The sequence below is a fragment of the Swaminathania salitolerans genome (assembly GCF_007988945.1).
Lineage (GTDB): Bacteria > Pseudomonadota > Alphaproteobacteria > Acetobacterales > Acetobacteraceae > Swaminathania > Swaminathania salitolerans.
This window is the reverse complement of the sequence record NZ_BJVC01000003.1, coordinates 193,580-209,723: the sequence shown is the minus strand read 5'-3', so window position 1 is coordinate 209,723 and position 16,144 is coordinate 193,580. Positions and strand designations below refer to the sequence as shown.

General features: G+C 61.2%; 13 protein-coding genes. 12 read left to right on the top strand and 1 reads right to left on the bottom strand.

Annotated elements, in window-relative coordinates; all coding sequences use genetic code 11:
* The first annotated feature begins 132 nt into the window (after positions 1-132).
* The 4 genes from SSA02_RS08120 (at position 133) to SSA02_RS08105 (ending at position 5,133) form a co-directional block, all read left to right on the top strand.
* Positions 133-873: a glycosyltransferase family 25 protein gene (locus tag SSA02_RS08120; protein ID WP_186807727.1), complete on the top strand. Its 741-nt coding sequence runs from the start codon at positions 133-135 to the stop codon at positions 871-873.
* A gap of 129 nt (positions 874-1,002) precedes the next feature.
* Complete coding sequence (locus SSA02_RS08115; protein ID WP_186807726.1) at positions 1,003-2,445, top strand: FkbM family methyltransferase; 1,443 nt, start codon at positions 1,003-1,005, stop codon at positions 2,443-2,445.
* Positions 2,446-2,471: 26 nt separating this feature from the next.
* Positions 2,472-4,052 (top strand): hypothetical protein, encoded by a 1,581-nt coding sequence (locus tag SSA02_RS08110; protein WP_147093566.1) that lies wholly within the window; start codon positions 2,472-2,474, stop codon positions 4,050-4,052.
* A 49-nt stretch (positions 4,053-4,101) separates the two neighbouring features.
* Positions 4,102-5,133 carry a hypothetical protein gene (locus SSA02_RS08105; protein ID WP_147093565.1) on the top strand — a complete coding sequence of 344 codons (1,032 nt, stop codon included), beginning with the start codon at positions 4,102-4,104 and terminating at the stop codon, positions 5,131-5,133.
* A 139-nt stretch (positions 5,134-5,272) separates the two neighbouring features.
* On the opposite strand, the gene SSA02_RS08100 is transcribed toward SSA02_RS08105, so the two are convergent.
* Positions 5,273-6,145, bottom strand: coding sequence for a MurR/RpiR family transcriptional regulator (locus SSA02_RS08100; RefSeq protein ID WP_147093564.1), 873 nt, complete (start codon positions 6,143-6,145; stop codon positions 5,273-5,275).
* Positions 6,146-6,305: 160 nt separating this feature from the next.
* Here SSA02_RS08100 and SSA02_RS08095 point away from each other — a divergent pair, with 160 nt between their 5' ends.
* The 8 genes from SSA02_RS08095 to SSA02_RS08060 all read left to right on the top strand — a co-directional run bounded on the left by SSA02_RS08095 (position 6,306) and on the right by SSA02_RS08060 (position 16,122).
* Positions 6,306-8,231, top strand: a complete 1,926-nt coding sequence (locus SSA02_RS08095; protein WP_147093563.1) for a bifunctional 5-dehydro-2-deoxygluconokinase/5-dehydro-2-deoxyphosphogluconate aldolase — start codon at positions 6,306-6,308, stop codon at positions 8,229-8,231.
* 22 nt (positions 8,232-8,253) lie between these two features.
* On the top strand, positions 8,254-10,110 hold the full coding sequence (gene iolD / locus SSA02_RS08090) for a 3D-(3,5/4)-trihydroxycyclohexane-1,2-dione acylhydrolase (decyclizing) (RefSeq protein ID WP_147093562.1): 1,857 nt from the start codon (positions 8,254-8,256) through the stop codon (positions 10,108-10,110).
* A gap of 39 nt (positions 10,111-10,149) precedes the next feature.
* Positions 10,150-11,037 carry a myo-inosose-2 dehydratase gene (gene iolE, locus SSA02_RS08085; RefSeq protein ID WP_147093561.1) on the top strand — a complete coding sequence of 296 codons (888 nt, stop codon included), beginning with the start codon at positions 10,150-10,152 and terminating at the stop codon, positions 11,035-11,037.
* Complete coding sequence (iolB, locus tag SSA02_RS08080; RefSeq protein ID WP_147093560.1) at positions 11,034-11,834, top strand: 5-deoxy-glucuronate isomerase; 801 nt, start codon at positions 11,034-11,036, stop codon at positions 11,832-11,834. Before iolE ends, iolB begins: the two co-directional genes overlap by 4 nt.
* Before the next feature lie 21 nt (positions 11,835-11,855).
* Positions 11,856-12,869: a Gfo/Idh/MocA family protein gene (locus tag SSA02_RS08075; RefSeq protein ID WP_147093559.1), complete on the top strand. Its 1,014-nt coding sequence runs from the start codon at positions 11,856-11,858 to the stop codon at positions 12,867-12,869.
* Positions 12,870-13,067: 198 nt separating this feature from the next.
* Positions 13,068-14,534, top strand: coding sequence for a sugar porter family MFS transporter (locus SSA02_RS08070; RefSeq protein ID WP_147093558.1), 1,467 nt, complete (start codon positions 13,068-13,070; stop codon positions 14,532-14,534).
* 19 nt (positions 14,535-14,553) lie between these two features.
* Positions 14,554-15,675 (top strand): Gfo/Idh/MocA family protein, encoded by a 1,122-nt coding sequence (locus SSA02_RS08065; protein WP_147093557.1) that lies wholly within the window; start codon positions 14,554-14,556, stop codon positions 15,673-15,675.
* Positions 15,676-15,732: 57 nt separating this feature from the next.
* Positions 15,733-16,122, top strand: coding sequence for a tautomerase family protein (locus tag SSA02_RS08060; RefSeq protein ID WP_147093556.1), 390 nt, complete (start codon positions 15,733-15,735; stop codon positions 16,120-16,122).
* The last annotated feature ends 22 nt before the right edge of the window (positions 16,123-16,144 follow it).

Sequence of the window (16,144 nt, the reverse complement as noted above, 5' to 3'; positions counted from 1 at the left end):
GCGAAAGGCGTATGCGTAACGATGTCTCCGGCACGATGCCTTCGGCACGATGCCTTCGGCACGATGTGTCGGAGACGATGGGCAGAAACGCGCCATCGGGATATCGTGTCGCAAGATCGGGCGGGAGGGAGAATGCGCAGGCTGGTCATCAACAGGACATGCGATCTTGCACGCCTGTCGTCATTCATGACGGCCAATGCCCATGTGTCCGGTATCGAGAGACACGAGGCGACGGAAGGCCATGAGATCAGTCTCGACCGTCTCGTGATGCGCGGCGTGGCAGAGCCCGGTCTGGCCTACACGCCCGGCGCCCTCGGCGCGGCGCTCTCCCATCTGGGATTATGGGGGCGGGCAGCCCGGGAAGAGGAGATCCTGATGATCTTCGAGGACGATGCCCGGCTCTGCGCGAATTTCGAGAGCGAGAGCGCGCGCCTGATCCGCGCGCTTCCGGATGAATGGGATATCCTGCTGCTCGGCTATAACTTCAATGCGCCCATCACCCTCGATGCCCTTCCCGGCGTGACGGCCGCAACGGTGACCTTCGGGGAAAAACACATGCAGGAGAATGCGGGCCTCTTCTCCACGCTGGAACGGACCGCCACGCTGTGCCCGCTGCTGCAGGGCTTCGGCCTCTGTGCCTATGTGGTGTCGCCGCGGGGAGCGCGTCGTCTTCTGGCGCGCTGCCTGCCGCTCCGCGCCCAGGAGTACCAGCAGCGCGGTCTGGAGCGGATGGTGCGCAATGTCGGGATCGACGTGGTGACGTCCTTCCACTACGCGACCCTGAACGCCCATGCCGCCTTTCCCCCGCTGGCCATCTCTCCGAACGAGAAAGCCTCGTCTTCGACGCGCCGCCCGGACTCTGCCCCGGTCTGAGAGGCCCTCCTCCCCCCGATCTCGCGAGAATCTCCTCCCCCGGTTTTCCGGGGCATCTTTCTGGAAAGGAGAGTTTCATGTAACGTCTTTTTTGCGCTACTTCACCCGATCGTAACGGAGTTACCTTTCGTGAGAGACGTTCCAACGCGATATGGCTCGCTGAAGGTTCCCGACGGAACGCGGGATCTCATCGGCCGTTTTCTTCTGCATTACGGAGAATGGGCCTGGGATGAGGTTTCCTTTGTCGCGTCCGTTCTTCCGGACGATGCGCGCGTTCTCGATATAGGGGCCTGTCTGGGGACCTTCGGTCTGGGACTCTCCCGGGCAGCCAGCCTTTCCCGGCTCTGTCTCGTCGAGGCAAATCCCGCGGTCATGCCCTATCTGCGCAAGAACGTGGAAAGTCTCGCCCCCGAAGGGACGCGGGTCAGGCATTGCCTTGCCGGCAGCACCGATGCCGTCATCGCGTCGCCCCATGGCGATCCGGACAATATCGGATCGGTCTCCTATGCGGATTCGGACGCTCAGGATCTCGATGCGCCGCCGCCGCCGCCGCCCGTGTCGCTCTCAACGCTCCGGGAGGAGGAGGGGCCTTTCGATCTGGTCAAGATCGATGCCGAGGGAATGGAGCTGAGCATCGTGCAGAGCGATGCGGCCCATATCGCGACCGGGCAGACGACCTTGTGGCTCGAATGCAATGAGGATCGTCGCTCGCTCGAGCTGTGTGCGACGCTTCTTTCCTGGGGGCTGGAGATCCATTATTTCGCCTTTCCCTCCCATAATCCCGATAATTTCAATCGCCGGGATACGGCCATCTTTCCCTGTGCCTACGAGGCCGGATTGCTGGTTTCTCCCCGAAAGGCGCCGGTACTCGGCGACTCCCTGAAGGCGCATGGCTGTCTGCTGCGTGCGATCCCCTCGGTCGAGGCATTGCGGGATGCGCTGTGGAAAACGCCCCGCTGGGGACTCGCCGAATGGGAAGGGCAAGAGGGCGCTGCGATCGCGGCTCTGGCCGGGCATTCCCTGCGGGACGAGCATTTCGCAGCCTTTCTCTCGCCGGGCTGGGAGCATGGCACATTGCTGTCGGAGCGGTGTCTTGCGCTCGAAGCGAGGCTTGAGGCGTCCGATCACGCCCGCTCGGGCGCAGAGAAAGCGCTCGCAGAAGCGGATGAACGATGCGCCGGTCTCGCACGAAGCCTGGAGACCGAGACGGCGGCGATCCGGGAAGCCCGGCGAGAGATCGGGCGTCTCGAGGCGCAGCTGGCCGAGCGCGCCGCGCGTACCTACGATCAACTGGCGGAAACCGGTCTCGAGGCCGAAACGCGGATACGACCGAGCATCGAGGCCCGTCTGCAGAACGAGCGCCGCATGATACCGGTTCCGCAGACGATAACGGCATCGACTGAGCAGCTGGCCCATCTGCAACAGAGGATCTTCGAGCTCGAGACCAGCACGGTTTGGCGCCTGACATCACCGATCCGGCATCTCGCCGTCCGACATCCGCTGTTGCGACGCGGCGCGCGCGTGGCACGCCGATGCGCGGCGCGGATACGCGACAAATTGCGTCATCGCTGAAAAAACACTCCGGCCGGACTCATCTCATGCAAGACGATGCCACCAGGACAGAGGCTTTCTTCGACAGGGGCTTCTATCTCCAATCCTATCCCGATGTCGCGACATCGGGGGTCGATGCGTTCGCGCATTACTGCTCGATGGGCTGGCGTGAGGGACGCAACCCCAACGCCGTGTTCGACACACGCTATTATCTCACGCAGAATTACGACGTGGCGTCTGCAGGGCTCAATCCGCTCGAGCATTATGCGCAATCGGGGCGCAAGGAGGGCAGAAGGCCAGCGCATCCCCTGCGTGAGCAGAGAGGATACGTACAGAACGGTTTTCATCTATTGGCTTCGGCGTCCGGCTGCGCGACGCGCGGGCGTCCGGGCGAAAGGGTGCTCGGCAAGACGGAGCTTGTGTCGCTCCTGCGCGAAGCCTGGCGCGAAGGACCGACCGTCCTGTCCGTCAGTCACGACGAATTCGCCAAAAATGTCGGCGGCGTCCAGAAGCTGATCCTCACCGAGGAGGAAAGATGCGCGGAAACGGGCTGGAACTATCTGCATCTCGCGCCGGCCATGCCCGGTGGCGGACTTGCCCGCCGCTCTCCGACCGAGCCCTCCGCTTTGGCGGTCAGGCTCAACGGACGCACTTTCGGTCTGGTGACGCCGCACACCCTGATAGCGGCTCTTCAGGCGGCGATCGAACCCGGATCCGAGACGTACGCGGTCATTCATCATCTGATGGGTCACGATCCTGACGATCTCGGCGATATCATCGATGCGCTGAAATGTCGGCGCGTGGTGGCCTGGGTTCATGATTTCTACACGCTATGCAGCGGGATCCAGCTCCTGCGTAACGACGTGGTCTATTGCGGCGCGCCCGAGGCTTCCTCGATGGCATGCGGTATCTGCCGTCATGGCCAGGGCAGGGAAGCGTTTCTCGCCCGTCTTGCCACGTTTTTCGCACGCTTCACGCCCGATGTTCTGGCGCCTTCGCGCGCGGCTCTTGCCATCTGGCAGGAGAGTACGTCACTGACCTTTCGTTCCGCCGGTGTCCGTGCGCTCGGCAGGCTTCTCATGGCGGGCGCCCAAATGCCCTATGGCAGTCGTTCCGCGGGAGAGAAACTCCGCATCGCCTATCTGGGGCATCGTGTCAGGCTGAAAGGCTGGTCCGTTTTCAGGGATCTCGCCGAGCGGTTTCGTCACGATCCACGATACGAGTTTCATCATCTGGGCATGGATCATGGCGTCGTCGGCCCGGGCAATATCATCCATACCCCGGTCAATATCGCCGAGGATGGCGAAGACGCCATGATCAGATCTGTCGCGGCGCTCAATATCGATGCCGTCCTTCTCTGGTCGCTTTGCGCGGAGACCTTCTGTTATGCGGCCCATGAGGCGATCGCAGCGGGCGCGTTTCTCCTCGCTCCGCGCGGGCCGGGCAATGTGCCCGACCTGATCAGGGAGCAGGTGCCGGAACAGGGTCTGCTCCTCGATGACGAGACCCAGCTGACCGAACTCCTGCGAAGCGGACAGATCTTTACCCTGCTCGACCTTTCCCCCCGTCAGCGCGGGCACCTGATGAAACAGGGCGATACGATCGCCTGGCTCGAGGAGCTGGTATGACGATGTGGCGCGTGCGAGGAGCCGATATGACAGAGCGTGAGGTTCGGGCATGAGCAGAATCCATTGCTTCACGAGCGCTTCCTTTGCCTATCTCGATCGGGTGAGGGTTCTCGGCGAAACCCTGCGGAAGCACCATCCGGACTGGGTTTTTTCCCTCTGTCTGTCCGATGTCGAGCCTCCGGGTTTCGTATTCGATCTCGCCGACGAACCGATCGATTCCGTTGTCAGGATCGATGAGCTGGGCGTTGCCAATCTGAACGCGTGGATGTTCAGACATGACGTCGTGGAGCTCTGTACCGCCGTCAAGGGCGCCATGCTCTGTCGTCTGCTGGACGAGGGGGCCGAGAAGGTCATCTATATCGATCCGGATATTGCGCTGTTCTCCGAACTTGCCGAGGTCGTGCGCGGGCTGGATACGCATGATGTGATTCTCACCCCGCATCTTCTGGCGCCGGATACGTCGGATCAGGCAATTCGCGATAACGAGATCGGTACGCTCAAGCATGGCGTCTATAATCTCGGTTTCGTTGCCGTCTCCTGCCGTACGGAAGGGCGTCGCTTCGCGCGCTGGTGGCGCGACCGGCTGCTCTCCTATTGTTATGACGATGTTCCGAACGGTCTGTTCACGGATCAGAGATGGTGCGACCTCGTTCCCGCGTTTTTCGACAGGGTCATGATCCTGCGTGATCCCGGTTATAACGTGGCGAGCTGGAATCTGAGCCAGAGGCCCATCTCGATCGACGCCTCCGGCCGGATCTATGCCGGAGAGGCCCTGCTCCGTTTCTTCCATTTCACGAAAGTGACCTGGGCGGGTGAGGTCATGCTCGAGCGGTACTGCAACGACCGGATCGAGGTGTTCGAGCTGATGTACTGGTACCGGGCGCAGCTCGCGCGCAACTGCGTGAAAGGATTGCCAGAGCGGTGGTGGGCGTTCGACCGCTATGACAGCGGCGCTCCCATCCCCCGATCGCATCGTTTGGCCTATCGCGAGAGCGAGACACTCCAGGCGCGTTTTCCAAATCCCTTTGCGGACGGGGCCGATTCGTTCGAGCGCCATATGAAGGCGATCGAGGCGGTCTGATCCCGTTGCGTGCGCGATGACCTGTCGGGCGCGATGTCCTGTCAGGGGGCGAGCGCAGCTTGTCGGGACGAGCCCTGCTGTCGGAGGCGATGCATGGCCTCAGCTCCCCTCCCGTACCCGGTTCGTGACCCGGGCCGTCTCAGCCTCGCCGTTCGGCCACTGCGGCAGCGAGGGTGGAGACAAGGACCATGGACGCCGCATTGGATCTGAAGCCCTGAAAATCGGCTTCGTGCACCTCCAGCCATAAGCCCGAGGCCGGAATGACGGGACTTGCGGCGCTGTCCGTCATGGCAATCACCGGAACCGAGCGGGCCTCCAGAGCCCTGAAGAGCTCGATCGTGCGTGGGGCATAGGCGGTGTAGCTCAGAACGATGGCAGCGTCCTGCGGCCCTGCATGGGTGAAGCTCTCTTCTTCCATCCCGGTTTCCAGCCCGATGATCTGATGGCGGATATCGAGTTTGGCCAGCAGATAGGAAAGATAGCGTATCACCGGCATCGAGCGCCGGAGCCCCAGAAGATAGATGCAGTCGGCAGCCGAGAGCGTCGCGATCGCGGCTTCGAGACGCTCGGGAATGAGATGGCTCTGAAGCGCGCGGAGCGACTCCATGGCCGCTTCGAAGAATCCGTTGAATATGGTTGCCCCTTCGAGGGGCTGTCCGTCACCGCGATGGAGCGCGCTCACCCGATCCTTGTAGGTGACATTGCGCAGGCGCAGCCGGTCGCGGAATACCGCCTGCATGTCGGAAAATCCCGAAAATCCCAGCGTCCGGGCAAAGCGGACGACGGTCGAGGGCTGTACGCCTGCCTGATGTGCCAGAGAGCTGACCGTGCCAAGGGCAACCTCGTCCGGTTCTCTGGTCACGAAATCGGCGAGCTGCACCAGTCGGCGCGGCAGGCCTGCATAGCTGAGCCGCAGACGATGATGAAATGCGTCGAAATCGGAGAGCTCCGACGCGTCGTCATTGGGAAAATCGGTCAAAGCGGTTTCATCCATCGGAATATCACGACCCATCCTGCATCTCTGAATGGCGCGATCGGGCGCGCCTGTCGATCCGATAATCACATACGCGTGCAATGTTAAGAGAATTTAGGGAATATACGTTCTATCCCGTGACTGAGAACAGAATGTATGTTCTTATCATGAGCAACGTAACATGCTGCAGGAGTCGGGGATGCGTGAACAGGATCTCGATATCGTCGCAATAGGGCGTTCTTCGGTCGATCTGTATGGCCAGCAGATCGGTGGCCGTCTTGAGGATATGGCCAGTTTCAGCAAGGCCGTCGGGGGATGCCCTGCCAATATCTCGATCGGCACGTCCCGTCTCGGTCTCAAATCGGCCCTCATCACCCGGGTGGGCGACGAGCATTTCGGCCGGTTCATCACCGAGCAGCTGCAGCGTGAGGGCGTGTGTACGGATGGCGTGAAGGTCGATCCCGAGCGTTTCACGGCACTGGCCATTCTCGGGGTGCGGGACAGGGAAAATTTCCCCCTTCTGTTCTATCGCACCGATTGCGCCGATGGCGCTCTCGACGAGGACGATATCGATCCGGCGCTCATCGCCCGGACGAAGGCGATCGTCGTGAGCGGTACGCATTTCTCGCGCCCGCATTCGGCGAAGGCGCAGCGCAAGGCGATGAAACTCGTGCACGCGCATGGCGGCAAGGTCGCCATCGATGTCGATTATCGCCCGAACCTCTGGGGACTGGCCGGGATCGGCGATGGTGAATCCCGCTATGTGCGTTCCGACAACGTAACCCGCCATCTCATGGAAATTCTGCCGGAATGCGATCTGATCGTCGGCACCGAGGAGGAATTGCATATCGCCGGCGGGAGTGAGGATACGCTCGAGGCGATCCGCGCGATCCGCAAGGTGTCGAAAGGCACGATCGTCTGCAAGCGCGGACCGATGGGATGTGTCGTTTTCGAGGGCGAAATACCCGACTCGCTGGATGACGGTATCTCGGGGCCGGGCTTCCCGGTCGAGGTCTATAACACGCTCGGCGCCGGCGATGCGTTCATGTCCGGTTTTCTCCGCGGCTGGGTGAGAGGTGAGCCGATTGCCGAATGCTGCCGCTTCGCCAATGCCTGCGGGGCATTCGCGGTTTCCCGTCTTCTCTGCTCTTCGGAAATACCGACCTGGGAAGAGCTGACATGGTTTCTCGAACATGGCAGCACGCAGCGGGCATTGCGCCGCGACCGGGAGCTCAACCATCTGCACTGGGTCACCACCCGGCGCGCGCAGGCGACGCCGATCATGGCGCTGGCCTGCGATCATCGTCTGCAGCTCGAGGAGATCGCAAGCGCGGTCGGCGCATCGTTCGACCGGATCCCCGCATTCAAGAAACTGGCGATCGAGGCGGCCCGAACGGTTGCCAGAGGGCGTCCGGGGTTCGGTGTGTTCATGGACGGGCGCTACGGGCAGGATGCATTGTTCGAGGCGTCCCATGCCGGGCTCTGGATTGCCCGTCCCATAGAGAAGACGGGTTCGCGTCCGCTCGATTTCGAATGCGGCGGCTCTCTCGGCGCGCATCTGGTGGAATGGCCGGGCGAGCAGGTCATCAAATGCCTCTGCTTCTATCATCCCGATGACTCCGAGGAACTGAAACTCCGTCAGGAGCGGGAACTGATCCGGGCCCAGGATGCCTGTCGCAAGCTCGGCAAGGAAATCCTGATCGAGATCATTGCCGGCAAGAATGGCACCCTGACCGCGGATACGGTTTCCTCGATCCTGTCGCGTCTCTACGACAAGGGCCTGCGGCCCGACTGGTGGAAACTCGAGGGGCAACGCGATCCCGAGGCGTGGAAGAAGATCGGCGCCGTAATCGAGGCGCGCGATCCGCATTGTCGTGGCGTCGTGATCCTCGGACTCGATGCGCCTGCCGAGGAGTTGATGGACGCCTTCCGGGCCTCCGCTGCAACGCCCTGGGTCAAGGGCTTTGCGATCGGTCGTACGATCTTCGCCCAACCCGCCCGCGACTGGCTCGCGGGGAAGACGACCGACGCGCAGGCTGTGGCAGAAATGGCAAAGCGGTTCGAAGCCTTCGTGGAAGCCTGGCAGGCGCGCGATCGCGCGGTTCTTGCCGGTACGTCAGCCTAACGCCAGAAAAGAGTATTGCGGAATGAAAACGATCCGTTTGACCATGAGCCAGGCCCTGGTACGGGCGATGATGGCGCAGAAGACCGAGATAGACGGGCGCATCGAGCCTTTTTTTGCCGGTGTGTGGGCAATTTTCGGTCATGGCAACGTTGCCGGTATCGGTGAGGCGCTGCACGAGCAGCGTCATAAGCTTCCGACCCTTCGTGGCCATAACGAGCAGGGTATGGTTCATGCGGCGACCGCTTTTGCCAAGGCATCGCGCCGCCGTCAGGCCATGGCCTGTACGAGCTCGATCGGGCCGGGCGCGCTCAATATGGTGACGGGCGCTGCGGTTGCGCATGTCAACCGGCTGCCCCTGTTGCTCCTGCCTGGCGACATCTTCGCCAACCGTATTCCTGACCCGGTATTGCAGCAGGTCGAGGATTTCGGCGATGGCACGGTGAGCGCGAGCGATGCCTTCCGCTCCGTATCGCGCTATTTCGATCGTATCACGCGCCCCGAGCAGCTTATCCCTGCTTTTGCACGGGCCATGAGCGTGCTGACCGATCCTGCCGAATGCGGTCCGGTGACCTTGTCGCTTTGTCAGGATGTCCAGGCCGAGGCCTATGATTATCCGGAGCATTTCTTTGCCGAGCGGATCCATCGCATCCGTCGCCCATTGGCGGATGAGAGGGAGCTCGAGGACGCGCTGGCGCTCATCCGGACATCGCGCAAGCCGCTCGTCATCGCAGGCGGAGGCGTGCTCTATGCCGGGATGGAACAGCAGCTCGCATCGTTCTGTGCCGCGAAAGGCATTCCGGTGGGAGAAACCCAGGCAGGACGCTCGTCCCTGCCGACCTCGAACCCGTTGAACATGGGCGGTATCGGCGTGAGCGGGAGTTCCGCGGCGAATGCCATGGCGGCGGAGGCCGATCTCGTGATCGCTGTCGGCACGCGTCTTGCCGATTTCACGACTGGATCCTGGGGGTTGTTTGCCAATCCCAATATGAAGATCGTGTCCCTCAACGTGCAGACATTCGATGCAACGAAGCATCAGGCGCTCGCCGTGGTCGGCGATGCCGCGCGGTCTCTGACCTCGCTCGAGGCCGGGCTTGGCGACTGGAAGGCCGATTCTGCATGGACGGACAAGGCCGGGGCCGAATACCGCGCCTGGATGGAGATCTCGGCGCGGTATCAGGCTCTGCCCGAGGCAAGCCAGACGACATTGCCGACCGATGCGCAGGTCATCGGTGCCGTGCAGCGCGTCGGACGCCCCACCGATACGGTGGTCTGTGCCGCAGGCGGGTTGCCGGCCGAGTTGCAGAAGCACTGGCAGGCCGAACAGCCGGGCGGCTACCATATGGAATACGGGTTTTCCTGTATGGGGTATGAGCTGGCCGGTGCGCTCGGGGTCAAGATGGCCTGTCCCGAACGCGAAGTGATCGTCATGATCGGCGATGGCTCGTATCTCATGCTGAATTCCGAGATCGCGACATCGGTCATGCTGAACCAGAAGCTGATCGTCGTTCTGCTCGACAACCATGGTTACGCCTGCATTAACCGGTTGCAGCAGGAATGCGGCGGCGCGCCGTTCAACAATCTCTGGGAAGATTGCCGTCAGGTTCGCCCGTTCGAGATCGATTTCGTTCAGCTGGCCCGCGGATTGGGCGCGCATGCGGAGAAAGTGACCTGTCTCGAGGCGCTCAGCGAAGCTGTGGACCGCGCGCGCTCGTGCGATCGTACGAGCGTCATCGTGATCGATACGGATCCCGGTCCGATGACGACCGATGGCGGCGCCTGGTGGGATGTGGTCGTCCCCGAGATCTCGTCCCGTGAGCCGGTGAAGAAAGCCCGTACCGATTACGAGCGCAAGCGTGGCGCGCAGCGCATCGGAAACTGAGGGCTCAGGGGATCGATCCGCAAGGACGAGGAGGAAAGAATGACGATCAGAATAGGTGCCAATCCGATCATCTGGTCCAATGACGACATGCAGTCTGTCGGGGCAAGCACCACGCTTGAGATGTGCCTGGCCCAGGCGAGGAAGGCAGGTATCGAGGGCATGGAACTGGGGCATAAATTTCCCCAGACCGTTGCGGAAATGAAAGCGGCGCTCGAGCCGTTCGGTCTCGCATTCATTTCGGGATGGTGGTCGACAGAGCTTCTGACCCGGAGCGCCGAAGAAGAGATCGCCGCGCTCCGGCCGCGCCTCGAACTGCTCAAGGGAATGGGGTGCAAGGTCTGCATCGCGGCTGAGACGTCCAACGCCATTCACGGGCAGATCGACACGCCGCTTTCGCAGCGCCCTGTCCTGGAAAGTGGCGAATGGGACACGTTTGCCCGCCGCATGACCGTCGTTGCGGATCATCTTGCCGATCACGGGATCGATCTCGTCTACCATCATCATATGGGGACGGTCGTCCAGTCGCGGGACGATATCGCGCGCTTCATGGACAAGACCGGCCCGTCGGTCAGGCTGCTTCTCGATACGGGTCATGCGCTCTGGGGCGGATCGGATCCGGCCGAACTCGCTCGCACCTATCGTGCGCGCATAGGGCATGTGCACGGCAAGGATATCCGTCCTTTCAAACGCGCCCAGGCCGATGTCTATGACTGGAGCTTCCTGCGCAGCGTGCTGTCCGGCGTGTTTACCGTGCCGGGTGACGGCTGCATCGACTATGCGCGCGTGTTGCGCGAGCTTCCCGATTATGACGGCTGGATCGTGCTCGAAGCGGAGCAGGATCCCGAGATTGCCAACCCTCTCGTTTATGCGCGGATGGGTCGGAATTACCTGATCGATACCCTTGTAGCTACGGGACATCTGTCATGAGTTCGAAGCTTCTCATTCACTCTCACGAACCTGACGCCGAACGCTGCACCGTCTCGGTGACACCGGACTCGGCAGGTTGGGGCTATATCGGTTTCAACGTCCGCAAGCTCTCGGTCGGTGAGAGCGTTTCCGATCGCACGGGCCCGAACGAGGTCTGCCTCGTTCTGGTCAGCGGCAAGGCGCGCATCACCGGTGCCGGACAGGATTTCGGCGTTCTCGGTGAGCGTATGGACCCGTTCAGCGGTCTGCCCTGGTCGGTCTATCTGCCCTCCGGTGCAGAGTGGCGCGTCGAAGCGGAGACAGAGGTAGAACTGGCCGTCTGTGCTTCGCCTGCCAAGGGAAAATATCCGGCGCGCGTCATCCCACCCGCAGAGGTGGGAGAGCTGACGCGAGGATCGGGCACCAATCAGCGCTTCGTTCGCAATATCCTGCCCGATACGGCGCCAGCCGAGACGCTGCTCGTCGTCGAGGTCATTACTCCCGGAGGACATTGGTCGAGTTATCCGCCGCACAAGCACGACACGGATGATTTTCCCAATGAGACCTATCTCGAGGAAACCTATTACCACCGTCTGAAACGCGGCAGCGGTTTTGCGCTGCAGCGTGTCTACACGAAGGACGGTTCGCTCGACGAGGCCATGGCCGTTGCCGATCGCGACGTCGTGCTCGTGCCGAAAGGGTATCACCCGGTCGGAGCACCTCATGGCTTCGATCTCTATTATCTCAACGTCATGGCGGGTCCGCGCCGGGCATGGAAATTCTCCATGGATCCCGATCAGGCCCATCTTCCCTATTGATCCAGAACGGAGTTCGGAACAATGACTCTCAAAATCGGTGTCATCGGCGCAGGCGCTATCGGTGAAGACCATACCCGTCGTTGCATGCAGGTGGTTTCCGGCGCCGAGATCGTCGCGATCACGGATGTCAATCTCGCCCGCGCGCGCGAGGTCGCGGATAAATATGCGCCGGATGCGAAGGTGCCTGAGTCGGGCGAAGCGCTGATCGCTCTCCCGGAAGTCGAGGCGATCATCGTGACCTCCTGGGGCGGGACGCACGCTCAATATGTGCTCGAGGCGCTGAAGCACGGAAAATATGTGTTCTGCGAGAAGCCGCTGGCGACCGAGGCAGAGGATTGCCGGAAAATCGTCGAGACCGAGGCGGCACTCGGGCGGCGGCTTGTCCAGGTCGGATTCATGCGTCCCTACGATTCCGGCTATCGTGCCCTGAAGAAGCTGATCGATGCAGGTGAGATCGGCGAGGTGCTGATGGTCCACGCTGCGCATCGCAATGCCCGTGTCGGTGAGAACTACACGATCCAGATGTCTGTCACCGACACATTGGTGCACGAGCTCGATGTTTTCCGCTGGATGCTCGCGGACGATTATGTCAGTGCGCAGGTCGTCTTCCCGCGGCGCACATCCAAAGCCCTGCCTCATATGCGCGATCCCCAGATCATCATGCTCGAGACGCGCAAGGGAATTCGTATCGATGTCGAGGTCTTCGTGAATTGTCAGTACGGCTACGACATCAAATGCGCCGTGGTCGGTGAACTGGGCGAGGCAATCCTGCCGCTGCCGGCTGCAGTCGAGGTGAGGAAATCGGCGAAACAGTCTTGCGAGATCATGACCGACTGGAAGGATCGTTTCATCGCGGCCTACGACGTCGAGCTGCAGGATTTCGTCGATGGCGTGAAAGCCGGAAAGCTCAACGGTGCCACGTCCTGGGACGGATACTGTGCCTCCGTCGCTGCCGATGTGTGCGTGAAGGCCCAGGAAAGCGGGCGTATCGAACCGATCACCATGATGGATCGTCCCGCGTTTTACGATCGCTAGGGCCGGGCCTCTTTCCAGAAAGGGGCCACCGGGCCAGGCAAGCGGGCGTCAAACCGTGTTTCCCGGTGCAGCTCCCGTTGCGACAAGGCCGCAGCGGGAGCCTGTCCGGAAATGGCGTGACGCGCATAGTCAATAACATTTCGATTACGAAACTGATTTCCCTACCGGCTCAGGCAGCCGGGCGAGGAGAAGCTGACCATGAAGAAAATCAGAGACGTGGTTATGGTGCAATCCGAGCGTCACGACGTCGGTTATGTGCTGCGCATCTGTGCGATTGCCGCCCTGGGCGGTATCCTGTTCGGTTACGACACTTCGGTCATTTCCGGGGCGATCACGCCGCTGACCGAATATTTCAAACTCTCCCCTGCACAGACCGGTTGGGCCGTCTCCAATGTGGTCGTCGGTTGCATGATCGGTGCCCTGCTTTCCGGTGTCATGGCCGATCGCGTCGGCAGACGCATGACCCTGTTCATCTGCGCGCTGCTGTTCAGTATCCAGTCGGTCGGAACGGCGATTACGGATGATTTCACCTGGTTCGTCATCTATCGCATGATCGGAGGCATTGCGGTGGGCGTCGCCTCGGCCGTATCGCCCATGTACATGTCCGAGGTCTCGCCGAAGGACATGCGCGGTCGAGCGCTCAGCATGGAGCAGTTCGCCATCGTCTTCGGTCAGGTCGTGGTGTTTATCGTCAATTATCTGATTGCCCGGTCCGCCACGTCGGAATGGCTCGTGGATATGGGATGGCGCTGGATGTTCGGGTCGGAAATCGTCCCCTGTATCCTTTTTTGCGCTGTCATATTCTGCATTCCCGAATCGCCGCGCTGGCACGTGCTCAAGGGCAGGCACGACGAGGCGCTCAAAACCCTGACACGTATCTCGAACGAGGGACATGCACGGAACCTCCTCCGCGAGATCCAGCAATCGCTGAACGATGCTGCGAAGACTTCTCTCGGCTTCGCAAGGGTTCTGCGTGATCCCCGGGCGCGCTGGATCATCTTCGTAGGCGCGATGATCGGCGGGATGCAGCAGATCACCGGTATCAACGTGATGATGTATTACGCGCCGATGCTGCTTAAATCGACCAGCGGCAGCTATCAGGCCGCCTTGTTCCAGACGATCTGGATCGGACTGGCTCTTCTCGCAGGATGCGTGATCAATGCCTGGATCGTCGACAAGCACGGTCGCAAACCCCTCATTTTCTGGGGTTCGATCGGAATGGTCATCGGTCTGCTGATCGTTTCTGTGGCGCTTTACACCCAGACGACCGGACTTCTCGCGCTGACCGGCATGATCGTCTTCATGCTGACCTTCGGTTTCTCCTGGGGGCCGATCGCATGGATCCTGATCTCGGAGATCTTCCCCAACCGTTTCCGCGCGGTCGGTATCAGTCTCACGGTCTGTTTCCAGTGGGCGGCCAATTTTCTCGTGAGCCAGTTTTTCCCGATGCTGAACGAGAACAGATATCTGATGGATCATTTCCACGGTGCGTTTTCGATGTGGCTGTTCGCGGGATGCGGGATCCTCGGTGCCTGGTTCGTCATGGGGCTCGTGCCCGAGACAAAAGGGGTCTCGCTCGAAAAGATCGAGGACACGATGATCAATCATCGCACCGGTTCGGCACGCGGTCGGACTGCGGCGCCCCATGACGAGAAGATCGTCTGACGTCTTGCGGAGCACGAACATGCGTAAGACTGTCCGTATCGGCCTGATCGGCACCGGCTTCATGGGCAAGGCACATGCCTTGTCCTATCTGGCGGCAGGCAATGTTTTCGAGGATATATCCCGCCCCGTCCTGCACATGGTGGCCGATCTGGATGCGGCCCGTGCGGAGGCATTCAGGGAGCAGTTCGGTTTTTCCGGATCCACCACGGACTGGGAAAGCCTCGTGACCGATCCCGATATCGATGTCGTCTCGATCACCACTCCGACGCTCTTTCACAAGGAGATGGCGCTTGCCGCAATCGCTGCGGGCAAACATGTCCATTGCGAGAAGCCTCTTTCCGTCAACGCCGCCGATGCCTGGCAGATGATGCGTGCGGCCGAGCGTGCGGGCGTGCGTACCGCAACCGGATTCAACTATCTCAAGAACCCGCTTCTCAAGCTGGCCCGCGAGATGATCGCCTCCGGGGAGCTCGGCGAAATCTACGATTTCAACGGGATTCATGCCGAGGGATTCATGGCCGATCCGCAGACACCCTGGTCATGGCGGTGCGATGCCAGGGGTGGAGCCGGTGCGATTGCGGATGTAGGCAGTCACATCGTTTCTGTGGCGCGCTATCTCGCAGGGCCGATTACCGAGCTTTGCGCCAAGCTCGATACGCCGGTTGCGACACGTCCTGTTTCCGCCGGAGCGACGAAGCGCCGTGAGGTTGCCGTGGATGATATCGCCCGGTTGATCGTGTCGTTCGAGCGCGGGTGCTCCGGCACATTGCAGGCAAGCTGGCTTGCGACAGGACGAAGCATGCAGCTCGCCTTCCAGATTTCCGGAAGCAAGGGCACGCTGGCCTTCACCCAGGAGCGCATGAACGAGCTGCGCTATTTCCGGGCGGGAGAAGACCCGCGCGGGAACGGGTTCCGGCTGATCGAGGCCGGGCCGTCTCACCCTCCCTATGGAGCCTTCTGCGTCGCAGGCGGCCATCAGCTGGGATTCAACGATCTCAAAACGATCGAAATGGCCGAGTTCATCCGGGCCATCGATCGCAACAGTCCCGCCAGCCCCGATTTCAGGGAGGCCTGGGAGATACAGCGCCTGATCGATGCAGCGCTCCGGTCCAGCCGGGAGCGCTGCTGGCAGGTTCTCTGAAACCGGCCCTTTCCCGGTTGGGGGAAGGGATGTCTCGATTCTATCGCAGGAGCAGTTATGCCACTTTTGCATTTTCACGTTTACGAGGGTCGCAGCGAAGACGAGATCCGCACCCTGCTCGATGCGGCCCATGAAGCCATGCTCGAGGTCTTCAAGGTGCCGCGTGGCGACCGCTATCAGCTCGTTTCCGAGCACAGGAAATCTCACATGATTGCGGAGGATACTGGTCTGTCCATTCCGAGGACCGACAAATTCGTTCTCGTTCAGATGTTCACCCGTCCGCGTGGCGATGGAAAGAACGCTGCATTCTACCGCCGTCTTACGGAAACCCTGGAAGAGAAATGCGGCATCCTGCCATCGGATGTCATGATTTCCGTCGTCGAGAATGCGGATGCCCACTGGTCGTTCGGACACGGGCGGGCACAGTTCCTGACGGGCGAGCTCTGATCGCAGCGCGTGCAGGAAAACC

What these genes read in the sequence shown, in the direction of transcription:
- SSA02_RS08065 (WP_147093557.1), top strand. Translation starts at nt 14,554, where the DNA reads ATGCGTAAGACTGTCCGTATCGGCCTGATCGGCACCGGCTTCATGGGC.
- iolB (WP_147093560.1), top strand. Translation starts at nt 11,034, where the DNA reads ATGAGTTCGAAGCTTCTCATTCACTCTCACGAACCTGACGCCGAACGC.
- SSA02_RS08110 (WP_147093566.1), top strand. Translation starts at nt 2,472, where the DNA reads ATGCAAGACGATGCCACCAGGACAGAGGCTTTCTTCGACAGGGGCTTC.
- SSA02_RS08105 (WP_147093565.1), top strand. Translation starts at nt 4,102, where the DNA reads ATGAGCAGAATCCATTGCTTCACGAGCGCTTCCTTTGCCTATCTCGAT.
- SSA02_RS08060 (WP_147093556.1), top strand. Translation starts at nt 15,733, where the DNA reads ATGCCACTTTTGCATTTTCACGTTTACGAGGGTCGCAGCGAAGACGAG.
- iolD (WP_147093562.1), top strand. Translation starts at nt 8,254, where the DNA reads ATGAAAACGATCCGTTTGACCATGAGCCAGGCCCTGGTACGGGCGATG.
- SSA02_RS08120 (WP_186807727.1), top strand. Translation starts at nt 133, where the DNA reads ATGCGCAGGCTGGTCATCAACAGGACATGCGATCTTGCACGCCTGTCG.
- SSA02_RS08100 (WP_147093564.1), bottom strand. Translation starts at nt 6,145, where the DNA reads ATGGGTCGTGATATTCCGATGGATGAAACCGCTTTGACCGATTTTCCC.
- iolE (WP_147093561.1), top strand. Translation starts at nt 10,150, where the DNA reads ATGACGATCAGAATAGGTGCCAATCCGATCATCTGGTCCAATGACGAC.
- SSA02_RS08095 (WP_147093563.1), top strand. Translation starts at nt 6,306, where the DNA reads ATGCGTGAACAGGATCTCGATATCGTCGCAATAGGGCGTTCTTCGGTC.
- SSA02_RS08075 (WP_147093559.1), top strand. Translation starts at nt 11,856, where the DNA reads ATGACTCTCAAAATCGGTGTCATCGGCGCAGGCGCTATCGGTGAAGAC.
- SSA02_RS08070 (WP_147093558.1), top strand. Translation starts at nt 13,068, where the DNA reads ATGAAGAAAATCAGAGACGTGGTTATGGTGCAATCCGAGCGTCACGAC.